A 22703-nucleotide genomic window follows, 5' to 3' on the forward strand; every position below is an offset into this window, starting at 1 on the left:
TGAATGACCTACCTTACTCCATTACTTTCAGGTTTTATCGCCGCTGCTATTGGGACAATTCCGCCGGGATTACTCAACATGACCGCTGCTAAAATAAAAATGAAAGAAGGGAAAAAGAATGCTTTATCGTTTGTAATCGGTGCCGTTTTCGTCATTTTTTTTCAGGCTTATGTCGCAGTATTATTTGCTCGTGTCATAGACAATCGGCCAGATGTTATAACGTTATTGCGTGAAGTTGGTTTTGTCATTTTTGCGATCTTAACCATTTACTTTTTGTTTATTGCCAAAGAGCCAATAACAAAGAAAAAAACGAAGATTAAAAAGAGCAGCAAAAAAAGCCGTTTCTTTCTCGGAATGTTACTTTCCGGACTGAATTTCTTTCCAATTCCATATTATGTTGTAGTAAGTGTAACTTTGGCTTCATACAATCTTTTTGTATTCGAAAACACCATAATTGTCACCTTTGTATTAGGTTCTGTCCTTGGCGCTTTTGGAATTTTATACAGTTATATTGCTTTCTTTGGAAGAATAGAAAAGAAAACCGACTACTTTATGCGCAATATGAATACCATTATCGGAAGTATTACCGGTTTAGTGGCTATTGCAACGCTTTTTAATATTCTGAATTATTATTTCAGATAAAAATTCTACACTGATTTTATTGAATTAAGTAGATAAATACTAATTTTAAAATCCTTAAAATCTTTTTAATTAGTTCCAAAAAATATGGCCGAAGAAAATTTTTTCGAAAGAGTTTATGCCGTTGCAAGACAAATTCCGTACGGAAAAGTAACTTCTTATGGTGCAATTGCAAAAGCTTTAGGAACAGCGCGATCTGCACGAATGGTTGGCTGGGCAATGAATGCTTGTCATAATATGGATGATGTTCCCGCACACAGAGTCGTAAACCGAAAAGGACTTTTGACAGGAAAACATCATTTTGACGGAACGAATTTAATGCAGCAACTTTTAGAAAATGAAGGCATTGAAGTTGTTGATAACCAAATTATAGATTTCGAAAAACATTTTTGGCAACCTGAAATCTCTACCATATAAGTGATATAAGTCCATTTAAAGTTTTGATTTACCTTGCCATTTAATCTCGCAAAGTCGCGAAGTCGCAAAGAAAATTTAAAAATAAGCTTTGCGACTTCGCGACTTTGCGAGAGATTTATGTGCAACGCATAAAATGAACTTATATGATTCATTTTTTTAAATCAAACAAATCACAAAACTTGTTCTATCTTCATCGGTTTGGTAGCTTAAATAGCCGCCATGCGCTTCAATAATATTTTTTGAAAGTGTTAAACCAATTCCGGCGCCGTCTTTTCTGGTGGTAAAAAACGGAAGAAAAACTTTATCCTGAATTTCTGGAGCAATTCCTTTTCCGTTATCTGAAATCGAAATGAAAAAGCGATTGTTTTCCGTATAACTCGAAACATACATTTTCTTTTCAGATTTTTCCTTTAATGCATGAATACTGTTGGTAATCAAATTAATAATTACTTGTTCCATTTGATTTTTATCAATCATAATCGAGCGCGAACTATGACTTTCATTAATCAATTCAATATTTTCAGCTTTTAAAATCGGACTCATGATGCGAAGGCAATCCTCAAAAAGCGCATTTATTGACGTCATTTGTTTTGTTGGCGTTGGCAACATGGCCAATTTTCGGTAGTTTTCAACAAAAACCTGCAAATGATCGCTTCGATTTATTATAGTCGAAATACTGCTTTTGATGTCTTCAAAATCATCTTCTTCCAATTTTTCCTGATCGACAATGTGGAGTAAATTCTGCGAAAGCGCACGAATTGGCGTCAAAGAATTCATTAATTCATGCGAAATAATTTTCATCAAATTGATCCAGGCTTCTTTTTCTTTTTTCTCAATAACGCGCTGGATACTGTCCAATAAAATGATAAAATATTCTCGATTATAACTTTGCGTTCGCGAAGTCTGAAGCATAAAAGTCTGCAAATCCTGTTCTTCAATTTTAATAGAAATAGCCGATTTTAATTCGCTGAAATCTGTTTTCTCAATTTCGAAACAAAGCGACGGAAGATAATTTTTAAGGTATTTCCAATGACTCACTTTTGGCACTTTAAACAAATCTGAAAAACAGTCGTTCATCAAAAAAATATTCCAATCGTCGTTTTCTTTTTCCAAAATCAAAGCGGCGCTTTCAATATTGTTCAAAAGTGAACGATAAATCAATTCTTTCGAAATTTGTTCTTGTTGTTGTACTTTTAAAGTTTCATACAAAAGATAGAGACTTTCAAAATTATCTTTTCTATTTTCTTCGGGGAAATTGGTTGTGAAATCATTTTGCAAAATCGAAAGCAACGTTCTGTCGTAAAACTGCAATTGATTTTTGACATAAAAATACATTTCGGCAAGCATTATGAAAACAAAAACACCAACCAAAATTGCGTTATAATAAAACATTTTATAAATCAGAAAAACGCAGAAAAAAAAGAGTATCATTACAAACAAGACTCTTACGAATAAAGCGTTATAAAATTTCCAGTTTTTCATTGTTTTTATTTTTTTATGCTGATGAAAATCTAACCGCAAAGGTCGCAAAGATTTTACGCAAAGAACGCCATACAGCTTTGCGAACTTAATAAAGTATTTACATACGTTACAAAAAATTACTTTGCGTACTTTGCGGTTATATCAACGCTTTTCTTTAAGTATTCTTTAGATCGTATTTTTCAATTCTTCTGTACAAAGCAGCTCTCGACAATCCTAATTCTTCAGCTGTTTTTGAGATATTTCCGTGATGTTTGAAAAGTGCTTTTTCAATCGCCGTTTTCTCTAATTCAGATAACGGATTTTCGTCATTTTCCTGAATTTCTTCAAAATCCAAGATATCAAGATCCTGAACTGAAATTATATTATTGTCGGCCAAAATCAGCGCGCGTTCAATCTTATTTTGCATTTCACGAACATTTCCTTTCCAAGGATATTTTTCTAAATAAGGCGCAACATTATCTGCAAAACTCCAATTATCCTGATTGTACTTTTCAGCAATCTGGTCGAGAACAAAATTTGCCATCGGAACAATATCTTCTTTTCGCTCGCGCAAAGGCGGCAAATTGATTTCCATTGTATTGATTCGGTACAGCAAATCTTCTCTGAAAATCTTGTTTTTTACCTCGGCTTTAATATCATTATTGGTTGCCGAAATTATTCGAACATTCAAAGGTCTTGCTTTACTTTCGCCCAAACGCGTCACAGTTTTAGTCTGCAAAACGTGCAATAATTTAGATTGTAAATGAAGCGGAATATTCCCAATTTCGTCCAGAAAAATAGTTCCGTTTTGAGCATTTTCAAATCGTCCTGCTGTATCTGTTTTTGCATCAGTAAAAGCGCCTTTTGCATATCCGAAAAGTTCGCTTTCGAATAAATTATCACTCAAAGAACCCAAGTCAACATGTACAAAAGGCTCATTTTTTCGATCTGAATTCTGATGAATAAACTCTGCAAAAACATATTTTCCGGTTCCGTTTTCACCTAAAATCAACACATTTGCGTCGGTTCTTGCTACTTTTTCAGCAATTGAATAGGCTTGTTTTATTTTTTGAGAAGTTCCGGTAAAATATCTTTTTTCGGCTTTTTCAACAATTGGTTTTTTATTGTTTTTTCGGCTTTCGGCGACAGCCTTATCAATTGTTTCGAGTAATTTTTCGTTGTTCCAAGGTTTTAAAACATAATCAAAAGCGCCCATTTTGATTCCTTCAACAGCAGTATCAATTTTCCCAAAAGCAGTCATTAAAATCACGATTGTATTTGGAGAAAGGATTTTGATTTCTTTCAACCAATGAATTCCTTCGCGTCCATCTTCAAACCCAATTCGGTAATTCATGTCTAACAAAACCACATTTATATCATTTTCACTTAAAGCCGTAATGATTTTTTTGGGACTATTTTCGGTAAAAATCGTTTCAAAATGTTTTTTGAGAATCATTTTTGCCGAAAAAAGAATTTCTTCCTGATCGTCAACAACTAATATTTGGGCTTGTTTTTTTCTCATGCTTTCTTTTTTTGTTCGATTTTGAACGGTCAACTGTTCATTATCGAACACTCTTTTTTTGGACTGTTTTCAGAACCTTCTTTAAAATCAATGCTTTACAAATAATAAATTTTGTGGCACAGTATTTACCTATTGGTAATCAGTAAATTATTTAAAAAATGGATAAGGTAATTCCTCGTAAAAATAGAAAATTTAGATATCTCACAATAGCAATTGGAGTTTTTTTAGTTTTGGTAGCAATCGTGTTTTTCTCGTTTAACACAAAAAGAAGTTTAAATGTAAAAGCCGAAGAACTTTCGATCCAAAAAGTTGAAAAAGCTTTTTTTGAAGATTTTGTGGTTTTTCAGGCCAAAGTTGAACCGCTCAACGTAATGCTTGTGAACGTTACAGAAGGAGGATCTGTAAAAGAGATTTTCGTTGAAAACGGCGCAATGGTAACTAAAGGACAATCATTGGCACGTTTGTACAATCCAAACACTGAATTGAATTACTTGACTCAGGAAACTGCAATTATTGAGCAAATCAATAATTTAAATACAGGAAAATTAAACATCAGAAATCAGGAATTGAATTTAAATAAAGATTTGGTTTTGATCGAACACGATTATAACGACGCCAAAAGATTATACGATATGAATTCGAAATTGTACGATAAAGATGTGATTTCGAAAAACGACTGGAATACTTTTAAAGAAAGTCTTCGTTTTCAGGAAGAACGAAAAAGAACTATTCAGCAAAGCATTCAAAAAGAAAAACAATCGAATCAAGTTCAGATTTCACAAATTAACCGCTCGATTCAGACTATGGAAAAAAGTTTGGATATTTTGAGAAACAACAAGAAAAACTTCTTAATCACCGCTCCAGAATCTGGCCGATTAACTTCATTTGAAGTTGTCTTAGGACAAAATTTTCAGGCAGGTCAAAGCATCGGGAAAATCGACTCAAAACGTGGTTATAAACTGGCTGCCGATGTTGATGAATTTTATTTGGAGAAAGTTCGCGAAGGTTTGAAAGGTCAGGTAGAATTTAAAGGGAAAAATCTTGAAGTTATTGTGACCAAAGTAATTCCGGAAGTAAAAGGCGGACATTTTACAGTAGAATTAGCTTTTACATCTAAAGAAAATATCACTTTACAAGACGGACTTAGTTTTGGTGTAAAACTAATTTTATCAGAAAGAAATAAAATATTAGTGCTGCCAAAAGGAAGCTTCAATCAAGAAACTGCAGGGAAATGGATTTTTGTAACAAAAGGAAATAAAGCCGAAAGAAGAAATATAAAATTAGGCAGAGAAAATCCTTCTTATTATGAAGTTCTGGAAGGATTAAAAGAAGACGAATCTGTAATCACTTCATCATATACAGATTATAAAGATATTGAGGAGCTTTCTATTAGTAGTCAATAATTTGTTTCAAGTTTCAGGTTTCAAGTTTCAGGTTTTGCGCAACGAAACAACCTGAAACTTGAAACCTGAAACAAACAAAAAAATCATCATTTCAATCATCAATCAAAAAACGTAATTAACAACATTTAACACCTTTACAAAAAATGATAACAATTCAAAATTTAACCAAAGTTTTTAGAACAGAAGAAGTAGAAACATCAGCATTGAGCGGTATTTCTTTAGAAATTAAAAAAGGTGATTTTTTAACTATCATGGGGCCTTCAGGTTGTGGAAAATCGACTTTATTAAATATCATCGGACTTTTAGACAGCGCTACTGATGGAAGTTATAAATTATTAGATCAAGAAATGATTGGTCTTAAAGAAAAAGGAAGAGCGCAGGTTCGCAAAGAAAATATCGGATTCATTTTTCAGAATTTCAACTTGATCGACGAACTTTCTGTTTACGACAATATCGAATTGCCTTTGCTTTACAACAACGTAAAAGCTTCGGAAAGAAAACAAAAAATTGAAGCTATTGCTGAGAAATTGAATATTTCACATCGTTTGAAACATTTTCCACAACAGCTTTCTGGAGGTCAACAACAAAGAGTTGCCGTTGCAAGAGCTTTGGTTAACGATCCAAAAATAATTCTTGCCGATGAGCCAACAGGAAACTTAGACAGTAAAAACGGTAATGAAGTAATGGAACTTTTAACCGATTTGCACGCAAAAGGCGCAACAATTTTGATGGTAACCCACTCTGATTATGATGCTTCGTTCTCGCAAAGAACCATTCATATGAAAGATGGTGTGATATTCTCTGAAAAATTAAACCAGAGAAATGTAGATGTTTTTATGGACGCTAAATAAAAGAAAAATGGTAAAATTTATCGTAGCAGCAATTGTAATTCTGGTAGAATTCGTCTGCAAAATATGGGCTTTGATTTAAAAAACTAATTGGGTTGCAAAACCTAAATAACTACAAAAAACACTACCATGATTTCTAACTGGTTTAAAATATTTATTTATCATTTGAAGCAAAACAAAATGTTTTCGTTTTTGAATGTTTTAGGATTAAGCATTGGCGTTGCCAGCGTAATCTTTGCGATTTTGTATTGGAACAATGAACATGCTTATGATCAATGGAATCCGAACAAAGAAAACGCTTATATGGTCTTGAACAAAATTGGCGCAACAGGTGATACTTGGGGTTCAAACTCGATTCCGTTTGGGGAAACCTGTAAAGCGACAATTCCTGAGATCGAAAAAATCTGCTTCTTTAATACTTGGTATGACGAGGATATCATCAAATATCAAGGTCAAAAATTGATGGCGAAAAAAATTACCGTAAGCGACGAAAATTTCTTTGATTTTTTCCCTTTCGAAATCCTGAAAGGCGCTAAAACCAATATTTTAAAAGAAAAAAACAGCGTTGCACTCTCTGAAGAACAAGCAAAATTGATTTTTAAAGACGAAGATCCTATTGGAAAAGCGATCACATACAATACCGGAACATATACTGTAAAAGCGGTTTATCGAATTATTTCACCTTCATCTATAGAACCAAATTATGTTTTTAGCGGTGTAAAACGTGAAAATGATATTAACAGTTGGGGAAATTTCAATTACGGTTTATTAGTAAAGATCAAAAAAGGTGCTGATCCGGTTGCTGTTTTGAAGAAAATGCAAAACGTTAATTATGTAAACCGAACTTTAAAAGATGCCAAAGAAAATGGCCAAACTCCAGAACAATATGTAAAAGAAAATGGCGAAATCACAGTTATTTTAGACCAAATACAAATGTCTCGTTTGCACGGAACAAAAAGTTCGGCAGGACAAAATTTTCCTGAAGGTGTAGGGAATTTAAAATTGCTTTATATCATGGCCGGTTTGTCTATTTTGATTTTGGTTTTATCATTGGTAAACTACATCAATTTAGCGACTGCATCGGCAATCAAACGTGCTAAAGAAGTTGGTGTTCGCAAAATTGTGGGCGCTACCAAAAACCAAATTATTACTCAATTTATATTTGAAACTGCAATAATTGTCGTACTTGCCATAGTGTTTGCACTTGCCATCGTAGAGCTTTCGTTGCCGTATTATAATACATTTTTGAAGAAGACTTTAACCATGAATGGGAGCGAATTTTACCTGCAACTTATTATGATTTTTGGATTAGTAATCATTCTTGCAGGTATTTTCCCAGCCATTTATATTTCAAATTTTGAGACTTTAAAAGTACTTAAAGGGAATTTTTCTAGAAGTAAAAGCGGTATCTGGATTCGAAATTCAATGCTTATTTTTCAATTCGGAATCGCAGCGTTTTTTATCATTGGTGCTTTAATTGTCAATTCACAGGTAAATTATATGATGAACAAAGATCTTGGTTTTAGCGGAGATCAAGTAATTTCGATTCCTTACAACAAACCAGACAGACAAAAAAGAACGCAGCAATATGGCGTTGACAAACCAGAAATCAAAAAAATACCAGGAGTTTTAGACGTTACTACATTTGCAGGAAGTTTTGGTGGAAGCACAAATTCAAGTTCTGGATTTACGCATAACGGAATTTTTGTTCAGCCACGAAATGCAGAAATAGATTTTGGGTTTCTGGAAATGATGAAAATCAAAATTGTTGAAGGGCGTGATTTATCTCCAAAATTTGCTTCTGACACGGTGAGCAGTATGTTGATTAATGAAACACTTGCCAAAACTTTGAATTTAAAAAACCCAATAAACACCATAATTACTTCAGGCTGGTCTAAAAACGATAGTGGGAATTTGAAATTTAAAATCGTAGGTGTTGTTAAAGATTTTCATATTACAGGTTTACAAAATAAAGTGCCTCCAATGGTTTTTATAAACATCAAAACCTTGGGATGGAACAACTTCAATAATATTTTTGTAAAAGTATCGCCAAATAATTTAACAGAAACGTTAGAAAAATTGAAATCATACTGGGCTAAAAATGTAAATCCTGATTATCCTTTTGAATATGAATTTGTTAACAAAGGATTTGCAAGAACATATCAGGAACAAATCAAGCAAAAAAACCTGTTTTTCATTCTAAATTTGGTCGTAATTATAATTGCCGTGTTCGGATTATTCGCTTTGGCATCATTTTCGATGGAGAGAAGACTGAAAGAAATTGCAATTAGAAAAACGCTAGGCGCAGAAACTGACATTTTGCTTAAAGAATTATCTAAACAATATGTCTTATTCTGTTTGCTTGGATTTGGAATCGGAATCGGTCCTGCTTATATTTTATTACAAAAATGGCTTGAAGATTACGCATTCAGAATCAATATTTCGACTTTGCCATTTTCAATCGCATTAGTTTCATTACTGTTTTTAACTTTGCTGATTGTTTTAACAAAAGCATATCAAGTAACTAAAATCGATGTTTTGAAATACCTAAAATACGAATAACTTGTAGACCATTTTTTTTAAGAAACCCACCAAATCAAATCTTGGTGGGTTTCTTTTTTCTATTTTTAAATGAAATTCTTTGCTTCTCCAATCTAAAAATTGTTTCTAATTATTTTCTCCTTTCCTCCCTCTCTTTCAAAAAATCACAACTCCATCATTTTGAATAATTTCAATATCAATAAATACGATTCAAAAAAAGTAAGAATCCGAACTTAATCTGTTATCTTTGCACTCTGAAACAAGTTTAAATAAACATAGTGCTTAAATAAGTTTCATCATTAGAAAACACCTACATTAAAAATGAAATTAGATAGAAAAGAAATTCTTAAAGCTCTAGAAACTATCACTATAGCTGGAGAAGGAAAAAATATGGTTGAAAGCGGTGCTGTTGCCAACGTTATTACATTTGGCGATGAAGTTGTAGTTGATTTAGTACTTCATACACCTGCAATGCACATCAAAAAAAGAGCAGAAGACGATGTTAAAAAAACAATTCACGAATTGATCTCTGCCGATGCAAAAATCAAAGTAAATATTAAAGTTGAAGTTCCTGAAAAAGTCGAAATCAAAGGTCGTGCTATTCCTGGAATCAAAAATATTATTGCCGTTGCTTCTGGAAAAGGAGGAGTTGGAAAATCAACTGTTACTGCAAATCTTGCTGTAACACTTGCAAAAATGGGATTCAAGGTTGGAATTTTAGATGCTGATATCTACGGACCTTCGATGCCAATTATGTTTGACGTTGAAAACGAAAAACCAATTTCGGTTACAGTTGACGGAAAATCAAAAATGAAACCAGTTGAAAGTTATGAAATCAAAATACTTTCTATTGGATTTTTTACTGCACCAAGCCAGGCTGTAATTTGGAGAGGACCAATGGCAGCAAAAGCTTTAAACCAAATGCTTTTTGATGCTGATTGGGGAGAACTTGATTTCATGCTTCTTGATTTACCTCCAGGAACAGGAGACATTCACCTTTCTATCATGCAGTCACTTCCTATCACAGGTGCGGTTGTGGTAAGTACACCACAAGCTGTTGCACTTGCTGATGCTAAAAAAGGAGTTGCAATGTTCATGCAGGACAATATCAATGTTCCGGTTTTAGGAATTGTTGAAAATATGGCCTACTTTACTCCAGAAGAATTACCAAATAATAAATATTATATCTTTGGACAAGAAGGAGCAAAAAATCTTGCTGCTGACTTAGATGTACCATTTTTAGGTGAAGTTCCAATTGTACAATCTATTCGTGAAGCAGGAGATTACGGTCGTCCGGCGGCTTTGCAAACAGCTTCAGTAATTGAAACTGTTTTTGAAGAAATCACACGAAATGTTGTACAGGAAACAGTAAACAGAAACGAAAGCTTACCAGCAACAGAAGCCATTAAAATTACAACTATGGCAGGATGTTCAGCAGTGAAAAAATAATTAGATAATGAGATAATGTGCCAATTAGATAATGAATTAAATTTTCTAATTGACACATTCTCTAATTGACACATTAATATTATGACAACAGAAGAGTTAACAAATAATGTTTTATTGGCTTTAGACGAAATAAGGCCATTTTTAAAATCTGATGGCGGAGATATTACGCTAGTTTCGATTGACGAAGATAAACATGTAAAAGTTCGTCTTGAAGGCGCATGCATTAGCTGCAGCGTGAATCAAATGACTTTGAAAGCAGGAGTTGAAACTACAATTAAAAAATATGCACCACAAATTGAAACTGTGGTGAATATCATGTAGTGAATCCTTTTTTCTTAGCATTTGCGATTTTTGATTATTAACAAGAATAGTATTTCTTTTGCGTGTTTTTCTTGGTTTTCTTAATAAAAACATTCAAAACTAAATCGAATATTGCATATTTAACAAAAAACAACATAAAGATTTAAGAGTTTTAGTTGCTTTGTTTTTACTTATTTAACTTAAATTTGTAAAATAACCCTAAATCTTAAATTTATGAAACATTATTACACTTTATTTTTATTGTTGTTTTTTGTATCGGTAAATTATGCTCAGCAAGCACAAACTTTAATTGTTGACAAGGCTTGGGTAAATGAAGCAGAAGAATGGTCGGATTTTAAATTTTCAGGACAAATCGTTTTCAACACTAGCGCGACTAATGAAGAAGGCAGTTTAAGAATTGGAAACTATGATTTTTTATACGATTTTGCCGAAGGAAAAGCGAAATTTGCTAATAAAGCAACTTACAGCACAGCTGAATTTTCACATCCAAGAAAGGTCTCTGTAACAACAGACAAACAAGGGGTTGTAAATTCTACATACGAAGGAACATTGATCTTTCAAAGTGACAGAGATTATTATTCTGTCATTGCAGTAGTAACACTGCTTGAAAAAGGTGGTACTATGCTGGGGGTAAAAATGCATCTTAAAGATAATGCACAAAAAGAATACGCATTTAGCATAAAACCAACAAGTTAAAACAAACCAGGATTTTTTCACGTTATAAAATCCTACATTAAAATTCCCATAATAAAAATGGATGTATTAATAAAGATTAAAGATCGAGAAGGAGTTATTCATGAATTACAGGCTCCTACTGATATGGCAATGAATATAATGGAGTTATGCAAAGCATACGAACTTCCTGTTGAAGGAACCTGTGGCGGAATGGCCATGTGCGCTTCTTGCCAGTGTTATGTTCTAAATGATATTGCATTACCTGAAATGGGAGATGAAGAAGAAGCTATGCTTTCGGAAGCATTTTACGTTAAATCTAATAGTCGTTTAGGCTGTCAGATACCAATTACTACAGATTTAGAAGGACTAGAATTAGAACTTGCTCCGGAATATTAATATTAGAAAGGCGAAAATCACTGATTTTCGCCTTTTTCTTTTAATTATAAATTCAATCAAAAAAGCCGTAACTGCATTGCTGCAATTACGGCTTTTTCTTTATAACAATTTTCTTTAATCTCTCAGATTTATACCAATCCAGCCTGAATTAAATATTCAGCAATTTGGATTGTATTTGTTGCTGCACCTTTTCTTAAGTTATCAGCAACGATCCACATGTTTAATGTGTTTGGCTGGCTTTCGTCACGACGGATTCTTCCAACAAAAACATCATTTTTACCTTCAGCATATAATGGCATTGGGTAGGTGAATGTATCTAAATTATCCTGTACTACTACTCCATCTGTATGGTGCAAAATTTCACGAACTTCGTTCACATCGAAATCATTTGTAAACTCAACGTTTACAGCCTCACTGTGTCCGCCAACAACTGGTACACGAACTGCAGTAGCCGTAACTCTAATTGTGTTGTCACCAAGAATTTTTTGAGTTTCACGAACTAATTTCATTTCCTCTTTAGTGTATCCGTTATCTTCAAAACTGTCGCAATGTGGAATCGCGTTTCTGTGAATTGGATATTTGTAAGCCATATCACCTTGAATTCCTGCGTATTCATTTTCTAATTGTTTTACCGCTTTTACACCAGTTCCTGTGATTGATTGGTAAGTAGAAACAATAATTCTTTTAACGTTGTATTTTTTATGCAAAGGCGCCAAAGCTAATACCATTTGAATAGTAGAGCAATTTGGGTTTGCAATAATTTTATCTTCTTTAGTTAAAACAGAAGCGTTGATTTCAGGAACAACTAATTTCTTAGTCGGATCCATTCTCCATGCAGATGAGTTGTCGATAACAGTTGTTCCGGCAGCAGCAAATTTTGGAGCCCATTCTAATGAAGTATCTCCTCCAGCAGAAAAAACTGCGATGTCAGCCTTCATATCTACAGCAGTCTGTAAACCAACAACTTTATATTTTGTTCCTTTATATTCAATTTCTTTTCCTACTGATCTTTCTGATGCAACAGGAATTAATTCTGTAACAGGAAAATTTCTTTCTGCTAAAACTTTAAGCATTACTTCGCCAACCATTCCGGTAGCACCTACAACTGCAATTCTCATTTTTATATTTTTAAATAATTCTATAATCAAATTTGTAATGCAAAAATAAGTATAATAAAAGTCTCGGCAAGGCTATTCACAAAAAATAACAAAATGTTATAAAATAAACATTTTGTAAAAAAACCGCCTCTTTAGAAGGCGGTTAAGTTAGACTTAGTGTAGCGGTATTATATTTTTATTTATTTTTCAATAAATCTCTAATCTGAGTAAGCAATTCTTCTTGAGTTGGGCCTGCAGGTGGCGCTGGAGCTTCTTCTTTTTTAAGTTTGTTTACTCCTTTAATAACTAAGAATAAAACAAAAGCAACAATAACAAAGTTAATTACTGCCGAAAGAAAGAGACCGTATTTTACACCACCAAAAGCGGTAAGATCTTGAATTTTTTCTAAATGCGCAGCTTCTAAAGCCGGTTTTAATACTAGTGGCGTAATTACATCTTCAATAAATGAACTTACAATTTTACCAAATGCCGCTCCAATAATTACTGCAACAGCAAGATCAACCACGTTGCCTTTTATTGCAAATGCCTTAAATTCTGAAAAAAATCCCATATCGTATCTATTTACATTTATAATAAGTGAATATCGAAAATACGGAATTTTCTTGAAAGTTCTTAAAATTATCTGAAAAATACCCGTTTCACACGTTGCGAAATACTGGTCATAATCTCATACGGAATTGTTTTTAAAGCTTCTGCCATTTCAATAACCGTTGGGCTTTCGCCAAAAATAATCACCGAATCACCTTCTTTACAATCGATATGACTCACATCGACCATGAGCATATCCATACACACACTTCCGACAATATTGGCTTTTTGATTTTTGATCGTTACAAAACCAACTTCATTTCCCCATAATCTCGAAATTCCGTCGGCATAACCTATTGGAATTGTGGCAATTTTAGTTTCTTTTTCGGCCATAAAACGGCGTCCGTAACCAACGCTGTCGCCACTTGGAATTGTTCGGATTTGAGAAATAATTGATTTTAATGTTCCAACATTTTCCAGATATTTTTGTTCCGATGAATCGTTGGAAACTCCGTACAAACCAATTCCCAAACGCACCATATTATATTGTGCATTCGGAAAATTACTGATTCCCGAAGTATTCAGAATATGACGAATCGGGTTTATATTTAATTCCGACATTAATTTGGAAGATAACTTCTCAAATAAACCAATTTGCTTTTCGACAAAACCAAAATGTTTTGGATCATCGCTTGTTGCCAAATGCGACAAAATACTTTGAACCCGAACGGTTGAATTATTTTTCAAAGTCTCAATCAATTCGTCGATTGTATTTTCTTCAAAACCTAAACGATGCATTCCTGTGTCCATTTTAATATGAATCGGGAAATCTTTTAAATTCTTTTCTTTGGCAATTTTCAAAAAGGCATTTAAACCTTTTAAACTATAAATTTCTGGTTCTAATTTGTACTGAATTATCGACGGAAAGCTTGTAGATTCAGGATTCAGAACCATAATTGGCAATTTAATTCCACCGTTTTTCAGCGAAATTCCTTCATCGGCGAAAGCCACACCTAAATAATCCACTTTATGATGTTCGAGTAATTTGGCAATTTCCAAACCTCCATTTCCATAACCGAAAGCTTTTACCATCACCATGATTTTTACATCATCGGCGAGTTTAGATTTGTAATAATTCAAGTTATGACTGATGGAATCTAAGTTGATTTCCAAAACCGTTTCATGCGTTTTTTCTTCAAGAAGTGAAACAATTTCTTCAAACTGAAAAGATCTTGCGCCTTTAATCAAAATCGTTTCATTGCTGAAATTCAAACTTTCAAATGCTTCAATAAATGATGCCGTATCCTGAAAGGCAATACAATTTGAAAACTTGTCTTTAAAAGAAGAAATTGTTGGGCCAATGCCAATTACGCGATTGATTTTATTAGCTGAAACCAATTGAGAAACTTTCGAATACAATTCTTCATTTGAAAATCCGCTTTGAAAAATATCTGAAAGAATTACTGTTTTTGTAGCGTTCTTTTTTTGTTGGCTTTCCAGGAAATCCAAAGCAATTTTAAGCGACTGAAAATCGGAACTGTAACTATCATCAATTATACTGCAATTATTGATTCCGTTTTTGACTTCAAGACGCATTTGAACCGGATACAACATTTGCACGCGATTTTGAATGGTTTTGGAATCATATTTAAAATAAAGCAAAACCAATAAACATGAAATCGTATTTTCTATTGAAGCCGAATCATTAAACGGAATTTCTAAATCGGAAACTTTATTTTCATATTGATATTGAATAATTGTTGATTCGTTTTTAGTTTCTTTTTTCAGAATAAAAACATCGGCAGAATTATCTTTAAAACTCCATGAAAAAAATGTTCTGTCGGGAATTGGATTTTCCGCAGAAAAATCGGCAAGGCATTTATCAACAAGTTCGTTTTTTTGATATATAATGACATTGGTATTCTTGAAAAGCAAAAGTTTCTCCTTTATTTTTTGCTCCAAATTCTCAAAACCTTCATCGTGCGCGGAACCAATGCTTGTTAAAACACCAATATTAGGTTTGATGATTTTTTCAAGCTTTTCCATTTCATTCACCGTTGAAATTCCGGCTTCAAAAATGCCTAGATTGTGTTTTTCATTTATCGCAATTACAGATAAAGGAACACCAACCTGAGAATTGTAACTTTTAGGGCTTCGGATGATATTATAATCGGGACTTAACAGGAAATTAAGCCATTCTTTTACGATTGTTTTTCCGTTGCTTCCGGTTAAACCAATGACAGGAAAATCAAATAAATCTCTGTAGTAACTGGCAAATTGCTGCAAAGCGTTTAAAGTGTTTTTTACCACCAAAAAATTAGCTTTACCTTTTACATTTTCAGGAATGTATTGAACAGCAAAATTTTGAACTCCTTTCTCGATAAGTTCTTCGATATACAAATGAGCATCATTGTTTACACCAGACAAAGCAATGAACAAAGTTTTAGATCCGTTTTGCAGTGAACGGCTGTCAATTGAAATATGATCGATAAAAACATCTGTATTTGACCCAATCCATTCAGCATCAAAAACCGGAATAAGACTTTTTAAATTTATGCTCATTTTGAAATTCTTTTTGTCAAATTTAAAACATTAATGGTAGAAAAAAGTTGTTATTTTCTTAAAAAAACTGGCTCTTTACAATCTGTATTTATATTTGATTATATTTGTTTTTAGACCACAAATTAACCACGTTTTGAAAAAAATACTGCCTTTATTCTCTTATATATTACATCCGATTTTTATCTCGATGTATGCCACTTTATTTTATCTTTTTTGCAAAGAAGATGCTTTTACCAATCAGGAAAAATATTTTGTTTTATTTCAAATTCTGATTATTACGGTTTTGGTTCCGATTTTATTTTACTTACTATTAAAATCAACAGGACATGTGACTTCTGTTATGGTTCATGAAACTTCACAGCGAAAAATCCCATTGATATTGCAGTGTTTTTTGTACATTTTATTAGTAAAACGAAGCATTATAATTACTCGTTATCCAGAATTACATTTCTTCTTTCTTGGTGCGTTGTTTAGCACAATTTTAGCCTTGGTTTGCTCTTTATTTAATATAAAAGCAAGTCTTCATGTAGCGGCAATCAGCGGTGTTGCGATTTTTGTAATTGGTCTTAATATGCATTTACAGATGCAAAATCCGTATTGGTCGGCGCTTTTAATTTTACTTACTGGCGTTGTTGCTTCTTCCCGACTGGAAATGCAGGCACATACTCCTAAAGAAATTTTGATTGGATTATTGGTTGGCGTTGCGCCGCAGATTCTCTTTCTATTTTTATGGCTATAAAATGTAGAAAATCAAGCCAACATTCATTGCTTTCATATTTACCTTTTCACCAGAAACTGTAGAAACCGAATTAAACAAAGGATTTAAGCCGTAATACGCGTAAATATTCCATGTATTATAACCTGTTGCGAGGTAAATTCCATATTGAAATGTATTGACATCCGGATTATTAGATATTTTATAAGTGTTTTCTCCATCGTCTAAAATCGATTTGCTGGAGAAAATATAACTCATTTTTACACCTCCGTAAATTCGCCAGAATTTAGTGCTTTCATAAGTTGAATTTCGCCATCTGAATTCAATAGGAAGATCGACAGAATATTGTCTGTATCGGTTTGAAACAAATTCACCATAATCATTTACACCGTAAATTGGAGCCCCTTGTGCGTCTTCAGAAACCGTGAAATTCTGGTAAAAGTTCTGATAACTTAATCCTAATCCGGCTGCAATGGCAATAGTTCTGCTTTTATTTATTGGCATATCACGCAAGAATCCGGCAGAAAGTCCGGCAGAAAATTTATCTTGCTTCAATCGCTCCGGTGTATTTACCAAAAGATTATATGCAATAGAAAAATAAAACTGATCTTCACGATATAACGAATCGATTTTAATCACGGGTTTGATTTCCGGCTTTACTTCAGTTTGTGAAAAAACATTCAAAAACGAAACAAAAAACAAACAAGTAAAGAATAATCGCATATCGAATTTTGGTTTTAAGGAGGTTTTCAAGTTCAAACGTTTTTTGCTGTAAATTTATTTCACATACAAATATAATATAATGCCAGCTGAAGATATGATTTGAAAACAATTATTCTCTTTTTCAGGCTGAACAAAAGCATTTGTTGCACTTTTTTCAATAAATCTGCAACAGAAACTAAAAAAGGTCTCATTTTTTCAATCCGCTTTTATACCTTTGTCCTGTATGAAAAGAAAACAGCTCATAATAAGTGTTTCCATGACGCTGACAATATTGTTCTCAATATTGTTTCAGTCCATACACAGTTTTGAGCATATTGTAAAACAACTTTCAGAAAAGCAATGTCACCACGATTATAATGATCCAAGTGGCGAAATAACGCATCAGCATCACAATTACGACTTATGTTATGTTTGTAATTTTGCATTTGGAAGTTATACTATTGCTGAAACTTTTTCTTTTCAATTTCGTGTCTTTCATAAAGAAATTCCTTATTTCTTTTCGTTTTCAGAAAATATCAGCTCGTTTTCAGAAACGGCTTATTTACTTCGGGGACCTCCTGCTGTTATAGTTTCTTAAGTTTCGATTATTCGAAAAATCACATTTCTTTTAATTTAAAATTCAAATTACATTGAGTTTCCTAATCCTATTTAAATAATCAGGATTAGAATGCTTTTACTGTTTGTTTTGTTTTTTCTATTAAAAAAGAAAAATCAATTAACTATAGCATCATTTCCAAATGAAAAAAATACTATTAGCCCTAATCTTGGGTTTTTCGAGCATGCTTTCTGCTCAAAATTCGGTTTCAGGAATTGTAACCGACAATCAAAATCAGCCAATGCCTGGCGTTTCAGTATATGCGCCCGAATTACATAAAGGAACAACAACAGACGCAAACGGAAAATATGAAATGAACAATCTTCCTAACGGAAGTTTGCGCCTTGCTTTCAATTTCGTTGGTTATGCCAATCAAAATCAAACTATTGCAAAACTTGCAAAAGAAAACACTTTAAACATTACACTTTTACAATCAATTATGGAGATGGATGAAGTAGTCGTTTCTACTCCATTTAACAAATTGCAATCGCAAAACGTAATGAAAATTGAGCACGAAAGCATTAAAACATTACAGCAAAAAGGAACATCTACTTTGATCGAAGGTTTAGCTACAATTCCCGGAGTTTCTCAGATTTCAACTGGAACTTCTATCGGAAAACCTGTAATTCGCGGACTTAGCGGAAATCGTGTTTTAGTGTATTCGCAAGGCGTTCGTATCGAAAACCAACAGTTTGGAGACGAACATGGTTTGGGCTTAAATGATGCTGGAATCGAAAGTGTGGAAGTTATAAAAGGGCCAGCTTCTTTATTATATGGTTCAGATGCTTTAGGTGGGGTTTTATATTTCAACCCAGAAAAATTTGCTGATGCTGGCGATTTCAAAGCTAATTTCAGTCAGAAATATTTCACTAATACACAGGGAAGCAATTCTTCTATCGGATTAAAAACTTCAACAGATAACTGGAAATTTTTAGCACGCGGAAGTTACAACACGCATTCCGATTATAAAATTTCAGGAGGCGATCGCGTAACGAATTCACGTTATAATGAAACCGATTTTAAAACCGGAATTGGTTACAACAATTCAACTTTTTCAAGTGTTTTAAGATACAATTACAACAAACTTGATATTGGAATTCCAGAAGAAGGAATTGCAGAACAATCGTCAAGCAAAGACACTGAATTTCCAAGACAAGGTATTTTTAATCATTTATTGAGTTTGAACAATACCGTGTTTTTTGAAAACTCAAAACTGGATGTTGATTTAGGTTATATCGCCAATGACAGAAGCGAATTTGAAGACAGTAACGAAGCTTCTCTTCACATGAAATTGAATACTTTCAATTATAATGCGAAATACCATTTCCCGAAATTCGGAAAAATTGAAACTATTTTAGGCGTTCAGGGAATGCATCAGACAAATACAAATTCAGGAGAAGAATATTTGATTCCGGATGCTACAACAAATGATTTTGGTGTTTTTGGAACTGCAAATTACGAATGGAATAACAGCGTTTTACAAGCTGGATTGCGTTTTGACAACAGAAATGTTACTTCAATTGCACACGGAACAGAAGGTGAAGAAGGTTATTTTCAGGCTTTAGATCGTTCTTTTGACAGTTTTAATGCTTCATTAGGATACAAAACAAAATTAGCTGAGCCATTGACGCTTCGTTTGAATGTTGCTTCAGGATTTAGAGCGCCAAACTTAGCTGAATTGACTTCAAACGGTGTTCACGAAGGAACAAACCGTTACGAAATTGGAAATGCTGATTTGAAAACAGAACAAAACGTTCAAACCGATTTAAACCTGGAATACAAAAATTCGCATTTTGAGTTTTTCATCAACGGTTTCTACAATCACGTGAACAATTATATTTATACTTCGCCAACTGGAGAAATTTTAGATAATAATGATGTATTTGCTTATGTTCAGGATAATGCAAAATTATTTGGTGGTGAAGCAGGTTTGCATATTCACCCGCACCCTTTAGACTGGCTTCATTTTGAAACGAGTTTTGAAACCGTAACCGGCAAAAAAGACAATGATGATTACTTGCCTTTGATTCCTGCAAACAACTGGAATAATACGCTTAGAACAGAATTCAATATCAAAAATTGGTTAAGTGAAGGTTTTGCTTCTTTGAATGTTTCTTCAACTTTTAATCAGGACAATGTGAGTGGTTTTGAAACAGCTTCTAAAGGTTATACTTTGGTGAATTTAGGTTTTGGAGGAACTGTTAAACTTGGGAAAACGGCTTTTGATATAAACTTAAACGGAAACAATTTATTCGACAAAAAATACATTGCGCACCTTTCAAGATTAAAAACAGACGGTATTCCAAATATTGGAAGAAACATCGTTTTGGGAGTTAATTTCAATTTATAATTTTTATTTTAACCGCAAAGACGCAAAGATAAACGCAAAGTTCGCAAAGCATATGAAAAACTTTGCGTGCCTTGCGTAAAACTCCTTGCGTGCTTTGCGGTTAATTTTTTACTACTCTCACAAAAAGTGCTATTTTTGTTAACACCACAAACTTAAATATGAAAAAAACATTTTTACTAATGGCAATTACAACCGCAGGAATCTCATTTGGACAAAATAAAATTCAATATCCTGAAACCAAAAAAGGCGAAACTGTTGATGTTTATTTTGATACAAAAGTAAGCGATCCTTACCGCTGGCTTGAAGACGACAAATCGGCTGAAACTGGAGCTTGGGTAAAAGCTCAGAATGAAGTTACTTATGGTTATTTAGACAAAATTCCGTTTAGAAATGAGTTAAAAACTCGCATGGAAAAGCTTTGGAATTATGAAAAAATAGAAGCTCCTTATAAAGAAGGAAAATTTACATATTATTCAAAAAACAACGGACTTCAAAACCAATCTGTTGTTTACAGAAAAGATCAAAATGGCAAGGAAGAAGTTTTCTTAGATCCGAATACTTTTTCTAAAGACGGAACAACTTCACTTGGCGGGCTAGATTTTTCTGAAGATGGTTCAAAAGCTGCTTATGCAATTTCTGAAGGCGGAAGCGACTGGAGAAAAGTAATTATCATTGACGCAGTTTCTAAAAAAGTTTTGGAAGATACTTTGGTTGATGTAAAATTCAGCGGTATTTCATGGCACGGAAATGAAGGTTTCTACTACTCTAGTTATGACAAACCGAAAGGAAGCGAACTTTCAGCAAAAACAGATCAGCACAAATTGTATTTCCACAAATTGGGAACTTCTCAAAAAGAGGACAAAGTGATTTTTGGTGCCGATCAAAAAAGAAGATATGTGGGCGGTTATGTTACCGAAGACAACCATTATTTAGTAATCTCGGCTGCGAATTCTACTTACGGAAATGAATTGTACATCAAAGATTTAACTAAACCAAATAGCCCGATTGTTACTATTGTTGACAATTTCAACAGCGACAACAGTATTATTGAAAACGAAGGAAGTAAACTGTTCATCGAAACCGATTTTAACGCTCCAAACAAACGTGTTGTAACAGTTGATGCCACAAATCCGAAACCGGAAAACTGGAAAGATTTTATCAAAGAAACCAAAGATATTCTATCGCCTTCAACTGGTGCAGGTTACTTTTTCGCTAATTATACTAAAGACGCAGTCTCTTTTGTACAACAATATGATTACAACGGAAAATTAGTTCGTGAAATCAAACTTCCTGCAATTGGAACTGCTAGCGGATTTGGCGGAAAAAAGAACGAAAAAATCTTGTATTACAGTTTTACCAATTATACAACGCCAATCAGCATTTACTCATTTGAACCAAAATCTGGAAAATCTGAAATTTATCAGAAACCAAAAGTAGATTTCAAAAGTGAAGATTATGAATCAAAACAAGTTTTTTACACTTCAAAAGACGGCACAAAAGTTCCGATGATTATTACTTATAAAAAAGGAACAAAATTAGACGGTAAAAATCCAACAATCCTTTACGGTTACGGCGGATTCAACATTAGTTTGACACCAAGTTTCAGTATTGCAAATGCGGTTTGGATGGAAAACGGAGGTGTTTACGCAGTTGCCAATTTAAGAGGTGGTGGCGAATATGGAAAAAAATGGCACGATGCAGGAACAAAACAACAAAAACAAAATGTATTTGACGATTTCATTGCTGCTGCAGAATATTTAATTGCTCAAAAATATACCTCATCTGATTATTTGGCAATCCGTGGAGGTTCTAACGGAGGTTTATTAGTTGGCGCAACTATGACACAACGTCCTGATTTAATGAAAGTAGCTTTGCCAGCAGTTGGAGTTATGGATATGCTTCGTTACAATGCTTTTACTGCAGGTGCAGGATGGGCTTTTGATTACGGAACTTCTCAGGACAACAAAGAAATGTTCGAATATTTAAAAGGATATTCTCCTGTTCATAATGTAAAACAAGGAACTCATTATCCAGCGACAATGGTAACAACTGGAGATCATGATGATCGTGTTGTTCCGGCGCACAGTTTTAAATTTGCTTCTGAATTACAAGAAAAACAAGTTGGAGAAAATCCGGTTTTGATTAGAATTGATGTTAAAGCTGGTCACGGTGCAGGAAAATCTGTTGCTGCTACAATTCAAGAAAATGTAGACATTCAGGCTTTCACACTTTACAATATGGGTTTTAAAGCTTTACCTTCGAAATAAGACTTTTAAACTAAAAATTTATAGCCACGAATTCACGAATTATTTTCTGAATATCGTGGCTTTTTCTTTGTTTTAAATTACACAAATTTTCTTTTCTTTTCTCCCGCAGATTTTGCAGATTGAGCAGATTAAAATAAAAATCTATGTTAATATGCTTAAATCTTTTTATCCCG

At 33.5% G+C, this 22703-nt stretch carries 19 protein-coding genes; 13 read left to right on the forward strand and 6 right to left on the reverse strand.

The features are described from left to right. The first annotated feature begins 3 nt into the window (after positions 1 to 3). Entirely contained in the window at positions 4 to 642 is a 639-nt protein-coding gene (locus GQ47_RS05590) for a LysE family transporter (RefSeq protein ID WP_035646023.1), read from the forward strand. Positions 643 to 726: 84 nt separating this feature from the next. Beyond that, positions 727 to 1056, forward strand: coding sequence for an MGMT family protein (locus tag GQ47_RS05595; RefSeq protein WP_035646025.1), 330 nt, complete (start codon positions 727 to 729; stop codon positions 1054 to 1056). Positions 1057 to 1212: 156 nt separating this feature from the next. Here GQ47_RS05595 and GQ47_RS05600 read toward each other — a convergent pair whose 3' ends face one another. After that, positions 1213 to 2538 (reverse strand): sensor histidine kinase, encoded by a 1326-nt coding sequence (locus tag GQ47_RS05600; protein ID WP_035646028.1) that lies wholly within the window; start codon positions 2536 to 2538, stop codon positions 1213 to 1215. Positions 2539 to 2692: 154 nt separating this feature from the next. Continuing rightward, positions 2693 to 4039 carry a sigma-54-dependent transcriptional regulator gene (locus tag GQ47_RS05605; protein ID WP_035646846.1) on the reverse strand — a complete coding sequence of 449 codons (1347 nt, stop codon included), beginning with the start codon at positions 4037 to 4039 and terminating at the stop codon, positions 2693 to 2695. Between the two features lie 158 nt (positions 4040 to 4197). On the opposite strand from GQ47_RS05605, the gene GQ47_RS05610 reads away from it, so the two are divergent. From GQ47_RS05610 to GQ47_RS05640, 7 genes are all read left to right on the forward strand, one after another. After that, positions 4198 to 5442 carry an efflux RND transporter periplasmic adaptor subunit gene (locus tag GQ47_RS05610; protein WP_035646030.1) on the forward strand — a complete coding sequence of 415 codons (1245 nt, stop codon included), beginning with the start codon at positions 4198 to 4200 and terminating at the stop codon, positions 5440 to 5442. A 143-nt stretch (positions 5443 to 5585) separates the two neighbouring features. After that, a complete protein-coding gene (locus tag GQ47_RS05615; RefSeq protein ID WP_026727034.1) occupies positions 5586 to 6293 on the forward strand; it encodes an ABC transporter ATP-binding protein in 708 nt (235 codons plus the stop codon). 126 nt (positions 6294 to 6419) lie between these two features. Next, positions 6420 to 8852, forward strand: a complete 2433-nt coding sequence (locus GQ47_RS05620) for an ABC transporter permease (protein ID WP_035646032.1) — start codon at positions 6420 to 6422, stop codon at positions 8850 to 8852. A 300-nt stretch (positions 8853 to 9152) separates the two neighbouring features. Beyond that, complete coding sequence (locus tag GQ47_RS05625) at positions 9153 to 10280, forward strand: Mrp/NBP35 family ATP-binding protein (protein WP_035646034.1); 1128 nt, start codon at positions 9153 to 9155, stop codon at positions 10278 to 10280. 81 nt (positions 10281 to 10361) lie between these two features. Further along, positions 10362 to 10601, forward strand: a complete 240-nt coding sequence (locus GQ47_RS05630) for a NifU family protein (RefSeq protein ID WP_035646036.1) — start codon at positions 10362 to 10364, stop codon at positions 10599 to 10601. 213 nt (positions 10602 to 10814) lie between these two features. Next, the gene (locus GQ47_RS05635) at positions 10815 to 11297 is read left to right on the forward strand and encodes a hypothetical protein (RefSeq protein ID WP_035646039.1); all 483 of its coding nucleotides are present in this window, start codon (positions 10815 to 10817) and stop codon (positions 11295 to 11297) included. A 57-nt stretch (positions 11298 to 11354) separates the two neighbouring features. Beyond that, positions 11355 to 11672 (forward strand): 2Fe-2S iron-sulfur cluster-binding family protein, encoded by a 318-nt coding sequence (locus GQ47_RS05640; RefSeq protein WP_035646041.1) that lies wholly within the window; start codon positions 11355 to 11357, stop codon positions 11670 to 11672. A gap of 128 nt (positions 11673 to 11800) precedes the next feature. Here the strand turns inward: GQ47_RS05640 and GQ47_RS05645 are convergent, their stop codons facing one another. The 3 genes from GQ47_RS05645 to GQ47_RS05655 all read right to left on the reverse strand — a co-directional run bounded on the left by GQ47_RS05645 (position 11801) and on the right by GQ47_RS05655 (position 15880). Next, positions 11801 to 12790: an aspartate-semialdehyde dehydrogenase gene (locus GQ47_RS05645; RefSeq protein WP_035646044.1), complete on the reverse strand. Its 990-nt coding sequence runs from the start codon at positions 12788 to 12790 to the stop codon at positions 11801 to 11803. A gap of 175 nt (positions 12791 to 12965) precedes the next feature. Next, positions 12966 to 13340, reverse strand: coding sequence for a large conductance mechanosensitive channel protein MscL (gene mscL / locus GQ47_RS05650; protein ID WP_035646047.1), 375 nt, complete (start codon positions 13338 to 13340; stop codon positions 12966 to 12968). A gap of 68 nt (positions 13341 to 13408) precedes the next feature. After that, on the reverse strand, positions 13409 to 15880 hold the full coding sequence (locus tag GQ47_RS05655; RefSeq protein ID WP_035646050.1) for a bifunctional UDP-N-acetylmuramoyl-tripeptide:D-alanyl-D-alanine ligase/alanine racemase: 2472 nt from the start codon (positions 15878 to 15880) through the stop codon (positions 13409 to 13411). Positions 15881 to 16013: 133 nt separating this feature from the next. Here GQ47_RS05655 and GQ47_RS05660 point away from each other — a divergent pair, with 133 nt between their 5' ends. Further along, positions 16014 to 16619, forward strand: coding sequence for a hypothetical protein (locus GQ47_RS05660; RefSeq protein WP_035646053.1), 606 nt, complete (start codon positions 16014 to 16016; stop codon positions 16617 to 16619). Here GQ47_RS05660 and GQ47_RS05665 read toward each other — a convergent pair. Further along, a complete protein-coding gene (locus tag GQ47_RS05665) occupies positions 16614 to 17348 on the reverse strand; it encodes a porin family protein (protein WP_238567948.1) in 735 nt (244 codons plus the stop codon). The two genes, GQ47_RS05660 and GQ47_RS05665, sit on opposite strands and share 6 nt — an antisense overlap. Before the next feature lie 226 nt (positions 17349 to 17574). Between GQ47_RS05665 and GQ47_RS05670 the strand changes: the two genes are divergently transcribed. The 3 genes from GQ47_RS05670 (at position 17575) to GQ47_RS05680 (ending at position 22530) form a co-directional block, all read left to right on the forward strand. After that, on the forward strand, positions 17575 to 17895 hold the full coding sequence (locus GQ47_RS05670) for a hypothetical protein (protein WP_238567949.1): 321 nt from the start codon (positions 17575 to 17577) through the stop codon (positions 17893 to 17895). A gap of 160 nt (positions 17896 to 18055) precedes the next feature. After that, positions 18056 to 20263, forward strand: coding sequence for a TonB-dependent receptor (locus GQ47_RS05675; RefSeq protein WP_035646062.1), 2208 nt, complete (start codon positions 18056 to 18058; stop codon positions 20261 to 20263). A 158-nt stretch (positions 20264 to 20421) separates the two neighbouring features. Then, the gene (locus GQ47_RS05680; protein WP_035646065.1) at positions 20422 to 22530 is read left to right on the forward strand and encodes a prolyl oligopeptidase family serine peptidase; all 2109 of its coding nucleotides are present in this window, start codon (positions 20422 to 20424) and stop codon (positions 22528 to 22530) included. The last annotated feature ends 173 nt before the right edge of the window (positions 22531 to 22703 follow it).

This window comes from Flavobacterium sp. ASV13, from assembly GCF_000745775.1.
Classification (GTDB): Bacteria; Bacteroidota; Bacteroidia; order Flavobacteriales; family Flavobacteriaceae; genus Flavobacterium.